The sequence below is a fragment of the Sedimentibacter sp. MB35-C1 genome (assembly GCF_030913635.1).
Lineage (GTDB): Bacteria > Bacillota > Clostridia > Tissierellales > Sedimentibacteraceae > Sedimentibacter.
This window is the reverse complement of the sequence record NZ_CP133188.1, coordinates 1,021,646-1,037,110: the sequence shown is the minus strand read 5'-3', so window position 1 is coordinate 1,037,110 and position 15,465 is coordinate 1,021,646. Positions and strand designations below refer to the sequence as shown.

The following is a 15,465-nucleotide window of genomic DNA, read 5'->3' as shown; positions in this document are numbered from 1 at the left end:
CAGCTATATATTTGAAGTTTAAATGACAAACAAAAATACGATAGCTGACTGTTTATTAGTTCAAAGATATCGTATTTTCGTTAAAATTTAATATTTTATTTTTTAACCGAAAATTTTTGTAAAATTTCGATTGCACCAAAAATGTTTATTTTTCCCCACCCGTAGTCATCATCATAACCCTGTTCTCCCAAATCATAGGCTGACATAGCTATAGCCGAACGAATTTCCTCCGGTGTGCTGCCAGAATACCGAGAAAGCAGCCCTGCTATTATTCCGGCCGCACGGGCATTTGCATATGATGTTCCCGAATATTTTTTAACTTCTCCGCTGGATGACAAAGCAGCAACATCCTTGCCTTCTTCCACTGCAAACACTCCGTTTCTTTGAGAAAAATCCGCAGCAGCATTTTTCTTATCTATTGCTCCTATTCCTATCACTGTTTCATATGCGGCAGGATAGTATACCTTGTCTGGATATTTGAGATTATCATTGCCCACAGCAGCGACAATAACAGCTCCGTTTTCCTCGGCATGAGCAACGGCTTTTCTCAATACCTCACTATCCTCCGCTGTGCCTGAACTTATGCACAAGACTCTGCATCCGTAAATATCTACTGAATCAGTAATTGCTTTTGCAAGAAGCTCCGTTCCTCCGTTCACAACTACTCCGGAAGAATACCTTGACTGATATACCAAAGGAACCACTATCCCCCCCGAAGCTGTTCCCATTACAACACTGCCTTTGGCTTCAGCTCCTATGATAATGGAAACAACTCTGGTTCCGTGGCCGATTTTATCATCAGTATCATCCTCAGGAAAAACATAGTTCATGCCTTCTTCAATATGATCCTTCATATCCGCTGCATATTCAGCCATAACTCCCGTGTCTATTACGGCAATGCCTACTCCGGAACCGTCAGGCATTTCTTCCGGCGCTGCATACAAGGAGTTAATATTTAAAGCAATTGCAGCTAATATTAAAATAAAGCTTCTCATTTTTATATTCCTCTACTTGGGCACCGTCGCATACGACAGTGCCCTGGCTGACTACTGTTCATACATTTCTATAAATCTTATAATCATGGCCGCTACTTCCGCTCTCGTTGCATTGTCTGAAGGATGAAGTCCGCCGTCATTGCTGCCTTTTATAATTCCGGCGCCCACGGCCCATTTCATTGCTTCTTCAGCATATGCGGAAATTTGTTTGTAATCGCTGAATATTTCCATGCCTGCTGTTTGTTCGGTTTCTGTAATATACTTTTTATATACTGCATATCTGTACAAAAGCACTGATATTTGTTCTCTTGTTATGAGAGCATCAGGCAAGAACATATTGTTGTCTGCTCCCTTAACTATGCCTTTTTCTGCTGCCCACGTCACGTAGGACGAATAATACATACTGGAATCCACATCGGAAAATAATGTTTCAATAGTTGCGGTATCAGCATTATCAATTCTTCCAAGCACTGTAACAAACATTCCTCTGGTCATGCTAAAATCGGGAGCAAAAAGACTCTCAGACACACCTTTAAACAACCCTTTTTCTACAACAGCCTTTATGTATTCCAATGCCCAGTGATTTTTTATGTCAGTGAAAGCATCATAAGGAGTTTCTTGAAGTTGCTCTTTAGTTTTATCGGGTTCAGAATGATTACCTCCTCCTTCTGATTTTTTCTTAAACTCAGCTGTCACGGTAACATTGCCGGACGGCATTATAAATGCAGTCCCTTCTATGGTTCCGCTGTTTACAACAATACTATTTAAGACATATACCGAATCTGGCACTGCGGTTATTGTAATCAATGTTCCCGCTTTTGCAGCAGAATGAGATGCACTTATGCTTCCTCCTTTTATCGGCTGAACCACATTGATCGCATAATATGATGCATCCTTTTGACTTCCTGCACTTTGTAATCCAAACGCAGCCGCTGCAGTCATGCTGCCTTCATCGGAAACCATCAGACTTCCTTTTACCATACCTCGCGCACCCGCCGTCATTGAGAATTCTCCGTCATCAGTAACTGAAGCACCTCCGGAAGCTGCATATGCATCCCATGACAGCAAAGGTGAATTATTTAATATAATTTCACTGCCGTCTAAGGTTTCAGCTTTTAAAATAAGCTGCTTTGTTTCCTGTGATGTCAAATCTTCTCCGCCTGTCAGCGATTTATTCGTAACATCATAGCCGCCGGCATAAATCTTAAGTTTATTAATTTTGCCCAGCGCCTTGTTTATTACTGTAATACTATCCGATACGGAATTACCTGTCTCGTCAAATACTGAAATCTCAACCTCGTGAATTAATTCTGCTGCATCAAGTTTGACAGTCTGGCTGAAACTTCCGTCTTCTTTGCTTATTTCAGGTGAATATGCTGTATTATTTATTGTAATTTTTGCGCCCAGATCAGTGATACCTTTTATTTCAACACTTCCGTCCTCTTCAAAGAATCCACCGTTTAATGGAGCTTCTAGCAGCAGTCTCGGCGGAAGTGTATCCACTGCAAAACGTTTCTGCACAAGAACTCCGTCACCGGCTCGGTTGGCTCCAATGAATGCAAGTGTATGATTTCCGTCATCAAGGCCATGAAGAGAAATTTCCCAGCTGTCAGAATTATTTACAGTACCGGCCGACACAGCGTCATCCTTTTCAGCACCGTCAAGAGTCCATGTTCCGAAAACCTTCTGGTCTGACTGAACATTGAATGTTATATCACCGCTTCTGTAGGTATCAACATATACAGTATCGGATTCACCTGCACTATATGCTACAGCTATGCTTCCCGGTGCGGAAATTTCAATAACCGCAGTCTGAGGCTCTGCCAACACCACCTGGTTTGACATAATTTCTCGGGAATAATATACAAGAGGTTTATCCGGATTCGAATTATCTTCTCTGTAAGCAGATACTCCCAGTTTATAAGATTTCCCCGGTTCCAGCCCTCGTATAACTTCTTCTGTTACTGTGTTTCCGCTTTCATCCTCTGATTCGTAAGTATAGCTGTATCTCCCTCCAACCGACATCTTAGACGCATCCTTCGCATATGATATGCCTCCTGCTTCGCTGAGCACCCATTCATTATCTTGATTTTCTTCATAAATATTTACCAGATAGCCTTCAAAACTGCCCTGAGGCTCCTCAACATCCGCATCAATCTGATAATCTCCTCCATTTGACGCAGAAACAGATGCGGGTGGCAACGGAAGCTTGGTATTTGTAAAGCTAAATGTTCCGGAAGATATTGCAGTCTCACAAAGCTCTCCTTCTTTTATGCCTGTTAACTTTAAATAATATGTTCCTGTCTCAAGACTGTCAGGAATGTCAAAACTCTCCGTACCTGATGCTATTACACTCTTGTCAGTGGTCTTGTAAATAAGCGTTCCTTCAGTATCAGCGGGATTATTAACCGCCATAAAGCTTAATGATTCAAACTTTTCAAGCTGTGTCCCCGTCCACGATGCTGTTATATTGCTTCCAGAGCCCGAAACATCTGCGGAATCAATACCAGCCATGGGAAGAACATTGTAAAGAAGCAAATCAGCCGGTGCATCTGATGTGATTATTTTCCATTCCTTATCATAATCCTCCCCGTGCGTAAATGTAATATTCAAGCCGGCTTTTCCAGTTGAGGAATTGTAAGTTAAATTCGCATTTGCTCCGCTGTTTTCAGGTGCATCTGCTTCGTATTCCGAATTATATATATTTATGCCATACGGTTTTGATTCTGAATCAGTTATACTTATTTTTTCCGCAATTTCTTTTGCCTGCTCTTTTGTATCAGCATTGTAGTTTATTGACAGTATCGCATCATTTTCTCCCTGTCTCTCTCCGAGATTGAGAATGTGCTCACTTTTGTCAGCTTTTGATCTTACTCTGGCAGCTGTAGCTGAATCCATCAAAATCACAGGAAGGCCTATGTTATCAACAAGCTCTGCTTGTGCCACAAACTCAAAATTCGTTCCCACATGCATATACAGAATCCTTCCTGTTTCCGGATCGGTATATACCGGAATATCATCAACTCCCAAAAGCTCGGGGAACGATGGCTGAGGAGCTTGTTCTCCAACCCCGAAATCAAGATCTCCACCCCAGTAGTAGCATACCCCTGCATTAATTCCTATTACCTCTATTCCTCCCCATATTCTCTGAGAATTTGCTCCGAGAAAGACACTCCCAAGATGCATTCCTCCTATAAACAGTACTACATCAGGAACCTTGACAGAAGCATTTACATAAAATTCAAAGAATCCGTCGTCTTCAACTACAATATAGCCTCCTCCCGTGATTATCTCAAAAATATTTACACTTATTGAAGCCATGAAGTAAAAATCAGGATACCAATCAAATTGAAGCTGTGCATGGTTTAAAACCTTTATATCCGTATCCATTATTACTCCGTTGCTGACTTTTATTCCGATACCTCTCAAGCTCAGAGCTAAATCGGCTCTTGCAGAAAATGCCTGCATAATTGACAGCTGCGCAGACAACAGTATCTTTAGCGGCGGTACGGAATCTGCTGCAAAAATTGTATCATACAGCTTATCTATTCCGCCGCCTCCTCCCTGAAGCCATACTACTCCAAACCCGTCAATATTTACTCCCGGTTTGAACCCTTTTATAAAGAAATACAGTTTATCGGGAACCGGGTACCCGTCTTTGCCTTTAATATTTATTTCGACTTCCGCCTCAAGCTTTGTGAACTTACACTTTCCCGCAACTCCTACTTCCCAATCGCCTATTGTGTTTATGGCAAGCTTTGCCTCCATAGTCGGCATTGCCGGAGTATATCCCGGAATTTGAAGCTCAACCAGCGTATTGAATCCTATGTATTCTCCGCCAAACAGTATATCCTTAACTTTTATAGATCCCTGCCCCTCATCGGCCTTCTGGTCAAGTTTTACCTGATCCTTATGGTATTCCCAGGCGCTTCTCATATGCTCTGATGTATACGAATTATCTTCAAGAAAAGCAAGATTTATTTTATCAAATAAATCAAGCTGTACAGGAGATTTTTCCGCATTGCTGGGAATAAGAAATGAAAGATCCAGCAATGCACCAAAGCCTATTACCCTTCTTACCTCTTGTCCTTCATCCTTTATTACTCCAAGATCTCCGTAACGGAAGTCAAATATCATTCCAGCTATGGTTTGCGCCGCACCTGCCGCACTGGGCCATATAAGAGAAATGCTCTCCTTATCTGCCATAGGATCCGGACTTACAGGCCGTTTCCCATTTTTATTATACGTAATGAGCTCATAGTCTGCACCGTTCACAATAGATGTCAAAGCAGAAATGCCACCTTTCCATATTGTAGTTCTCGCCCCTGTTGTATAAAGTTCAGCATCAAAATCCACATTAATTTCCTGCTGTTCTTGTCCGTACTTATTTATTGTAACAGTAACACTTCCGTTTTCCACGTCTATGCAGTTGTTTACAGTCATTACATTCTTGCCGCTTCCGGCAGATACACCGGTATATTTAAGTACAGTGCCGTCATCGGCAACCTGATCAGTAGGGCTAAACTCACCTTTCAGTTCAATTAATACCTCGCCAATGCTTGATTTTTCTTTGTCATATGCCGATTCACTTCCAAATGTTTTAATTTCATACATTGAATCAGTATGTGATGTTCCCTTTTTTTGCACTATTGCAATTACACCGTAACCATCATTTCTATATGTTTTGTCGTCACTGACCGTAAATTTCATTGCAGGAGCAGAAATATCATTTTTCATGGTATCTGTATAATCTATAACCAGCTGATAATTTCCGGTATTCATCTTTTCTGAAAAAACCACGTCTATGGTGTTTTCCTCTGTATCAATAAGAAATTGCTCAGAAGGCACAACATAGGATATTCCGTTTGCATATTCAGGTTTTGCAATAACTTTGTATTCAGATTTATTTTCCAGCATGCTGAAGTTGCTTCCTGACATAAATAAATGCCGTGTGCCCTCGTTATATATTATTTCAGGAGAAGACCCGGTAAATTTTATTTCAGGCAGTTTTCCGTCTCCTCCGGGACAGAGTATATAGCAAATGCCCTCTCCAAGCAGATTTTCCTCCAAAAGCTGTCCGCTTCCGGTTGGATCTACCTGGGAGCTTACATTGTATACCTTAAAGTGAACCTTTCTGTATTCGGCTTCGTCACCGACAGCCGCATTGAATTTCCACGAAACACTCTTTGTTTCCTCAACTTTAAAATCACTTACTTCCTTTGTGTATGGATTGGCATAGCTCGCCTGCGTCTGAGGAACACCATCATCATCTATAGGCGTTATGCCGGTCTGGCAGTAAACAGCAACCTTAACCTTATCATATCTTACAGATGTATCAGAAATATAATTTTCAATATATGTTTGTATTGTAAAATCACCTGGATTACCTTCATCTAACTGTCCTTCATAGGTCTTTCCGTCAGAAGACAATGTCATTGACGGAGGAGACGACAAGTTTACGGCAACGGTGCTCTTATTAGAAACTTTTTCGTTGGAATACACTCCATAGTATGTTGCCACCGTTCCGGGCAGACCGCTGCTTATTGTTCCAACATTATAATACAATGCATAAGCACTGTCGGCCGTGAGATATTTCTTATTGTTTGGGTTTGTAAATGTTATTTCTTGATCCGGCTCAAAATCAAACACACTTGAAGCTAGATTATTCCAATGTGCGAATGCAATCTTTTCCGGAATACATTCCTTCTCATTTACAGATGCATTCACTGTGTATGCCAATATTGTCGGATTATTTACATCATCATAAGCAAAAAATGTTTTTTCATATAAGTTTCCGTCATTATTGGAGTACTGTGCTTCCTTCTCTACTCGTGTATAGGTATTATCAGCTCCTGACATTTCATATATGGCAAAGTCCTGATATCCCAAAGCTGTATCCATCAATATTCTTGCACTGATGTCTGCCGGATCGCCGGTAGTTTCTGCAGTATACGATATATATGCCATACCGTGATTATTGGAACCCGTATTTGCAAGCTGTATTCTCTGTGTGAACTTAAGGTCATCGATTCCCCAGACAGCAGTTATTCCGGCTGCATCCTGAGTAACCGTTACAGCACGGTCAGCCAGCCCTAGAAAGCTGTACTTTCCTCCGAATATATAATCTTTTACAACTCCATTTCTCCTCACTCTGAATGATGTGAATGAAGTGTTATCATTATCGTTGGGAAATAATAAATTTTTATTATTGTCGTCTTTGTTCAGCTTATCTCCATCTGCAGTCCGTATGTGGAATGATCCGTTTTTAGCCGAAACAGAAACCTCAAGGAATCCGTTATTCAACACATATTCATCAGGTTCCTGCAACTGTTCCGCCACAGCGCGGAGGGGCATATACCCCATCAGCATTGTGACAATTAAAACTATAGAAATTACACGTTTGAAGCTTTGTTTCATATTATCGCCTCCTTACTTCTGAATATAGACATGGGTTATATAATCTTTTCTATCCTGCGCACGTACGTAAATTGTATAAAATCCTTCGTCCGGCAGGGTAATGCTGTCTGTTTCTGCCATAACGGATTTGATTTTCATTTGCGCTGGAGTTTTTATGCCTTCCTTCCAAAATACGGTGCTCGGCTCTTTATTCGTACCGTACGCCGGCAGATTTTCTATTGTCAGTGTTATTTCTCCGGTACTTAAAACCATTGTGCCTTCATGCTCGGCTGCTTCTCCGTTTATAAGAAGGTTAAGCGAATCCTTATCGTACACTCTCAAAATTCGGTACGAAGATGATTTGTTTCCGGAGGCGTCCGATGCTTCATAAGTAACCTTGTACCTGCCAGGTTCAATAACATCAGTTATATTTATGGGCAGACCTTGAACGTCGGCTGCAAATATAGCATAATCTTCAATGGTTCCGTCTCTGTTATCACTTACTGTAACCCCGCTCTTAAGCATACTTAATATGTCCTCAGCACTGCTTCCTTCTCTTGCGGATACTACCTGAGATGCAAACAATATTGCAGGCGGCACCCTGTCAGGAAGCTGTACGTTGAGATAATTGTACACCTTGGTTCCCCTAACAGCGTCCGTTGCTTCCACTACATAGAAATCAGTATCCCCGGAAGGCGTAAACTCAAATTTTACCCATTTGTTTTTCTCAGCATTTACGGCAGTTCCACCGTTAAATTTAACTTCTCCGTTCTTGCTGAGCTTAACATAAAACTCGATATTTTCACTGCCTTTCAATTGAAGTTTCCCTGCGTTGTCAACAGCTCCGTCATCACTGTCCGTCGTATTGAAATAAACCTTCATATTTTCCTTGTCAATCTCATTTATTTTGACAGTGTACACAAAACAATTCCCGGCTTTATCTGTAAAGTGTATGTCATAAGACCCGTTTGCAGTAAATGTGTACTCAAATTCCCTGCCAAATTCTACAATGTTTCCGGAAGAATTTTCTGCCATGAACACATCCTTATCTGCTGAAAAAGTATATTTAACCCTCTGCCTGTCATTAGAAACTTCAAAGGAAGCAGAAACATTAAATTCTTCTTTATCTATACATGTAACGCTTCCAAGACTAAGCAAAGCATCCTTCCCATTATAGGAAGTAAAATACAAATCCACATCTGCATTTTCGTGATATGTAATAACTGCCCCGCTTTGAATAAAGCTTATCTCAACCTTTGCTCTTTCTATTTCTTCTTTTGTTCCTTTATAGTATGCTTTAACATCCTGAACTGTCTTGCTGAACTTAATTTGTGCCGATATATCCTTGTTGGTTGGCACTGCAGGAGGGGGATAAATTCCATCTTCAATGCCCTGTCCCTCGCCTACAGGGGTCCACTTAACAGAAACAACCTGAGGAGGTGACACATCAAGCCAGTCTACAGGTGCCTCAGTACTGTTGGCATTTCCCACCTGATCCTTATAGTAAAACACAAACTCCTCATTATCTTCATACTTGTGATAATACTTTCCCCCATATTCTCCGGCAGAAGTGTTTTTTTCAACTCCTGCTACATTGGTTACAATAATCTCCTCATCATTATCCGGCAACAGGTACCCCACAGTTGAATAGAATGTTTCCGCCACATACTCAATATTTGCGGTAGGTATTTCATTGTCAACTTTATTAAAATTCATAAGAGGCAACGATGTTGCATTACCCTGTTCATCAACAAGATATATTGTAAATTGTGCGTTTTCATCTATCATTACAGCTCTGTCGTTTACAGTTACACCGCTAATAATATCGCTTACGTCATCATATAAAGGACTAGGTGACAGTTCTTCCTTCAATATAAGCTTAACAGGGCTTGAATCGGAAATATTGAATATGAGCATGTATCCCTGTGCAGCAGGAAGGCTTTCAATCGCTTTTTCTATGCTTTCGCTGCTATTGAAACTGTCCCTTTGCTGATTCATATAATCAAGCTTAGAATAAAGCACAACATTATACTCCGGAGGCATTTCATCCAATTCCATTACAGTTACATCATAATCCAATGACACCGTTACAGACCCCTTATTTCTAGCTAAGTCCTCGTACTCGAATGTATAGCTGTCTCCAGATTTTGCACCATCGGTAAATGTATACGTAAGCGGGCCGTTAGTTCCGGTAAGCAGCTCATTACAGTTCAGACCTGCCACAACAACATCTGTAGTAAATGTTTCACCCGGCATCGGTTCTCCAGCTGTATAGTAAATATATGGAGTGACCGGTTCAATAAAACGATCTATATTGGATATTTTTATAACTCTGTCCTTCGTTTTTCCTTTATTCTCTATCGTCAATATAATACTGCCGTTATCCGTCAATGTAATTTCAGCTGATTTTCCGCCTTCTTTAATTATTCCTTCCACAGAAGTATCTCCGCTATCTTTGCTGATTGTACCTTTTAGCTCGTTTATAACCGCTGTACTGTCTTTTGGTATTTCAACCGCAACAGTAACATCATTTTGTGTAGGCTGTATCTCCGTATACTTTATATAAGCGTTAAAATCATTAAATGCTGTAATATTTACATTTTCCGTATAGTTATTTCCAAACAGATCCATATATGAAATGCTGCACGAACCATCGGAGTATACTGCTGCTGAATCAGTATCCGCAGAAAACCGCGGATTACTGTTATACGGCTCTGTAACCATCACGGGAGCTGTAAAATTCAAATTAACCTTATCATCCGGTGTAAGGAAAGCATCATTATACTTAGGCTCAATATTTGCAGGACTATAATCAAGATACGTTCCCTCTATTGGATCGCCGTAATATTCATGAAATTCATCTGTCTCATCATCATAGTAATAATCTGTTTCATAACTCTCTGATATATTACCGGCCTGATCGGAGCCGCTGAATGTTAACCTTGCACTGTATCCATCCTCTTTGCTGTCGTCATACTTAAATGCTCCCCATATTTCTACAGTCTTTGTCATATTATTATTAGAAAGAACCGAGTCTGTTTTATATATCCCCATTCTGGCATCCTCCGGGGACGTAGCCTCCCACAGCCCTACTCCGCTTTCATGAAGAGGTACTTCTACAGATACAAGCCCTGGTGTGCCTGAATTTTGATTAAGCACGGCAGAATAATCTTCATCAAAACTTAGATATAGCTTCCCATCGGTGGCATCATGATCATAATCATAAAATTCGACCTTAACGTGGAATTCATTACCGGGTGCACCGGAAATTTTTTCTGATTCAATGTGCGGAACTTCGTTATCAATCCAGTCCACCTTAAGCTTTTTAATATCCATATTACCTGCCATATCAGACACGTAGAAGTAATAATCACCATTCCACCTCAAGTTTACAGGCCCCATGTTTTCTTCCTCTTTATCTTCCGAACCATAACAATTAAATGTTCTTGCCCCATTTACGGCAACTACATTCTCGGCGCTTACTGTAACTGATGATGCCCATCCATCTTCCTTGCTGCTTTCGGTAACCATGTCAAAACTTGGTCCGTTGCTTGAAGCTGTTACGGTAATCTGCCTTAAAGGCATCATTTCTCCATTTGAAAGACAAAGCTGGTAGCATATTGTATTCACTTCATCACTTATTACAGGCAGACAGAATCTTCCGTCATCTGAATAGCTGCTTTCATTAATTTCTTCGGAACTGTTAACTATATTTAAGTTCATGCCAAAAGAATAATCTACATTCTGCCATTCAACATAATCCGGAGCATCTCCATCCAATGTGCCTGCAGCATTCCATATTTTTATACCTCCGGCATACAAGTCAGGATGCTCAGCACTATTAACAAACTTATGGTCGTTGCCATAAAAATAAACCAGTTTTCCGCCATGAGGCAAGCTTCCTTCTACCCCTACGTTCATGTAAAGTCCTCTTTCTATTTTGTAATCATCCAAGTCCGGAGAACTTCCTATAAGTATGCTGCTAGGCCCATATTCCAAATCATCGTTTGGATTGTACTCAATTGTATCGCCATATACATATCTGTCATCTTCATCAAATGCAGCAACCCTGTAATAATCCACTCCTTTATCTGCAACTGAAAACCCGTCAACAAACATTTCTGAAAAATAAAATTTTTTCACTATGTCGGAATTTAATGATTTTAAGGACACTTCAAGAGCATAAAAACCTGTACTATCCGTAATACCCTCTGGTATTACAAAAATTTGCTCATTTGCTGCAGCAATCGGTTTGGTTTTAATCAAAGGATTAAGTTCACTTATTTTTTTATAGCTGTTTCCGTCTGAAAATCTCAAGCCTCCTTCCGCTGTAGCAAAATATCCACTTTCATCCACTCCGTGTTCAGTATAATACAAAGCGACGTATGTATCATCGCTGTCAAAATCCATTTCTTTCACTCCCCAGCCCAGCACAACTGGGTTATAAATGGTGAACGGTACTCTGGCACCGTCAAGATTTTTTAAATACTTGGCAGTTCCCCCCGGAACATAATCTTCATCTCCCCACAAAAGACCTTCTGTTCCGTCAGCCTGCAAACCCTCTCCAAATTTTACCCCCATAGTCTTTGTGTTGCTGTCGACCCAATTCGGTGCCAGCGAAACGGTAAACTCCTGAACATTGATATTGCCTTCTATCCTTGTAATTGGAAATTTTACATCTACTATCTCATAACCCTGCCCTTCTATTCCCGAAGCAGTTGTAGACTCTCCATCAATATAAGTTCCGCTGTAGTAGAAGCTGTTTTCCTTATCAGGCCCGTATAGATCATAACGCTCAAGATATACTCCGTCCGCCGTATCCAGATAAAAAGCTGTGCTGTCACCACAGCCGTGCTCATTAAAATCCACATTCACAGGCAATGCTTCATTATTCGAATAATTCCATACATTTGTAAGCTGCGGCGTATATCCGTATGCAGTTACAAATGTTATATCTATTTCACCGTAATACGACAAACTTCTACCATTACATATATATGATGATATGGGGTTGAGCATTGAGCCTAAAAAATATATATCATCTTCATTAAGCTCATCGCTGTCCAGCAGGTAGGCTCCACTACCATTAACTGTTACATCAGCCTTATACCACTTAGAATATGATGAAACCACAGGTTTTTTGTCTATTGAGTCCCCATACTTCTCTATAACCCTAAGAGCGTAAAGCAAATCATTTTTTCCATTTTTATCATCCAGTAAATAATCATCCATACTGGATATTGCTGTAACAAAATATTCTTTTTCTTTTTCAGGATTTTTAATCATAATTACAGACGTTGCCGGAAGGCCATTTAAACCTGCACTGCCTCCAGAATAAGAATTTAAATCCATACCTATTTCAACAGTATCAGCCGGTATGTCCAAGCCCCTTTTTATTTCTATGTTCGGATTCGCCTTTGTGAAATCCAACGTGCATGGTATTCTCATATATTCCGACATGTTGCCATTTCTGTCCGATGCTCTGACAATAAGATCTAATTCTTTAATCTCACCTGCTCCGTACTTAGGACTTTCTATTTTTATTTTCAAAGCTTTATCTGTTGAACCACTCTCCGTCTCACCTACAAAATTTTTCCATTCAGCAGAAGGCCCTTCACCCTTATTTGTCCACTGATATTCAACATCATTTGGGTTAGTTCCTATAGAATCTTTTATTATAATAAAAGCGGACATTGTTCCTTTATTATCAACAAGATCAAAATCCTGCCTATAACCAGAAGAAATTATCTCCGGTCCAACAAGGTCAGCAGAATAATTCATTACAAAACTGTTTTTTCCCTTATTCTGTGCATAATCACCGGGCAAAACAACTATTTCAGAATCAACCATATTGTATCTTTCTTCGTCCAGCAACCTGATATGTATGTAGTTTCCGCCTTCAACCTGGTTAAACGCCATAGTCATCAGATTACCAATTTCATTACTGGTTACTCCTTTCATATACTGTTCATCAGAAGGCCTATCCGATAATGCAGATACATAGTATTCAAAAGCGTACGTCCCCCCAGAATCTTCATCAAGCCATGCAAAACTGCCTGTCATTCCGTTTGTTCCACTTGCATATTCATTGTTTGCACTTATTACATCAACATCACTTATATTTATCGGAAAATAAAATTCTTCTTTATTTTGGCTGTTATAAAATATAGGTGTGTATTTTCCTTCATACTCATTAACTGCCGCTTCTGTTTTAGGAAGCTGCGTATCCAAGTATTGCTGCTGAGATGCAGCCGGAATGTCAGAATCACTGCCGGTAATTATGTTTTGCCTGTAATCTGCTGTACCGTCAGGAAACTCAATTTTTGTTATTTTTACCGGAGAAATTTCTCCCTGAGGCACCATATTTTCAGTTATTTCTAATGGCTCAAAAATAACTTTAGAAACTTTTATTCCGTTAACTCCGTCGTCTATTTCTTTAAGAGCTGCTCCTTTTAATTTGACCGTATCTGATCCATCTTTTACATTAAGAAATGCAGTAACCTCTTGAACCCCCTCTGGTATGCTCAATTGTTCGCTAAGTTTCGCGCTAAATGTCAATACATCTCCAATTCCGGCAAAGACGGCACTTCTGTCTATATCTTCCGGCCAATCCTCGGCCTGAGAGCTTTGGCTGCTTTCTGCCGATATCCTTTCTCCGCTTATGTCAACAGACATAACCTTTGGAGCAACATTATCCAAGAAGCACTTTGTTGACATTTCACGGTTGCTTTGCTGCCAATTTACAGGATTTCCTGACATATCAGTAATCAATGACGAGGTTTTTATCAATTCCTCTACTTGTGCCAGACTGCCCTCAATTGTTACATGTGCTCCGTTTTTCCCTAAGAGCACAAGCGGAAACTTCTTTTCCCCTCCAATGCTGTTGGTCCAGTCCTGTTTGCTTGAAATTCCAGAAATATACACATTTATAGGCTTTTCAGACAGCATTTCCGGAACATCAAACTTAAATGACATTCTTTTTCCTGTAACTTCTACAAGCCTACCTTTAATTTCTTCTGTATTTACCTGAACATTATTTTCAATGCCCATAATCACAAAATTCAGCATAACATTCTCTAATGGCAGTTCATCAGAAGCAAAACGAATCAGCTCATCAAAGTAGAGGTTTACATATCCCGTTTCATTCGCTTTAAACCCGTTAGTCTCTTCCTCCCCTCCAGGTGTTCTGCTTGACGTAATTGTTGTTATCCTCGGATTAACTTTGTCTACAAGGCCTACAGATACCTTGGAAACTTTTGAACTGCCGCATTTGCAACCCAATCCTGTAAAATAAAGCTGCAAACCTAATCTGTCTCTCACCATTAATTTCCTTGTTTCATGATGATTAACAGCGCTTTCATCTGGGGCATCCCGGTCACTTGTCAGGCTAATAAAATTATACACTCCGGCATCATTTACAAGATTGATTGAAGTGTAGGCGCGATCAAGAATATTTGCATCATGTCTCCAATGATTTCTGTGCTCATCCGCCGTAAGATCTGCAGAAAAATCCATATACACATGCCCACTTGAAAAAAGGCTTCCAACACCTTCATTCCCATCAGTAGGTTCATACACATAATATGTGCCGCCATCGTAAGTTTTTTCTATCTTTTTTTGATAGTTCCAATTGTAATAAGCTTTCCAGTAATCACCGTTTTCATAATGCTTCATGCTGGTATTGTAACTTAATATGCTGCTTGCACCGGAAACATTGTTTTCCGAAGTTCTTGTAAATTTATATACAAGGTTGAAATTATCATCTGCCTTGCGCAAATAAGTTCTTCTGAACAAATCATTTTCTGAATTAACTATGTTCATAACACCAACTGCCGGTTTCTGTACATTATAATTAATCTCATCAGAATCTCCCGCAAATACTTGAATCGGAATTATGGAAATCATCATTACTAAAGCCAAAACCAAAGCAATTTTTCTTTTTTTGCTTACCATTTAAATCTCCCTCCTTATTAAACTTGAATCCCCGCATACCATATTGTAATGCCTTTAGCTCTATGTATAATTGTTTTCACATTTACACCCATCTTTTGAGCAAAAAAAACATTGTTACTAA

The 15,465-nt window shown here is 40.0% G+C and carries 3 protein-coding genes; all 3 read right to left on the bottom strand.

Features of this window, described 5'->3' with window-relative positions; translation table 11 throughout:
* Positions 1–95: 95 nt before the first annotated feature.
* From RBQ61_RS04730 to RBQ61_RS04720, 3 genes are read right to left on the bottom strand one after another with little or no spacing between them, the layout of a single operon-like run.
* Positions 96–995, bottom strand: a complete 900-nt coding sequence (locus RBQ61_RS04730; protein ID WP_308139365.1) for a S8 family serine peptidase — start codon at positions 993–995, stop codon at positions 96–98.
* A 51-nt stretch (positions 996–1,046) separates the two neighbouring features.
* On the bottom strand, positions 1,047–7,412 hold the full coding sequence (locus RBQ61_RS04725; RefSeq protein ID WP_308139364.1) for an S-layer homology domain-containing protein: 6,366 nt from the start codon (positions 7,410–7,412) through the stop codon (positions 1,047–1,049).
* A 12-nt stretch (positions 7,413–7,424) separates the two neighbouring features.
* The gene (locus RBQ61_RS04720) at positions 7,425–15,344 is read right to left on the bottom strand and encodes a hypothetical protein (protein WP_308139363.1); all 7,920 of its coding nucleotides are present in this window, start codon (positions 15,342–15,344) and stop codon (positions 7,425–7,427) included.
* Positions 15,345–15,465 lie beyond the last annotated feature (121 nt).

Bases quoted from the DNA above. Each gene is read 5' to 3' on its own strand.
- RBQ61_RS04730 (WP_308139365.1), bottom strand. From the start codon at position 995: ATGAGAAGCTTTATTTTAATATTAGCTGCAATTGCTTTAAATATTAAC.
- RBQ61_RS04725 (WP_308139364.1), bottom strand. From the start codon at position 7,412: ATGAAACAAAGCTTCAAACGTGTAATTTCTATAGTTTTAATTGTCACA.
- RBQ61_RS04720 (WP_308139363.1), bottom strand. From the start codon at position 15,344: ATGGTAAGCAAAAAAAGAAAAATTGCTTTGGTTTTGGCTTTAGTAATG.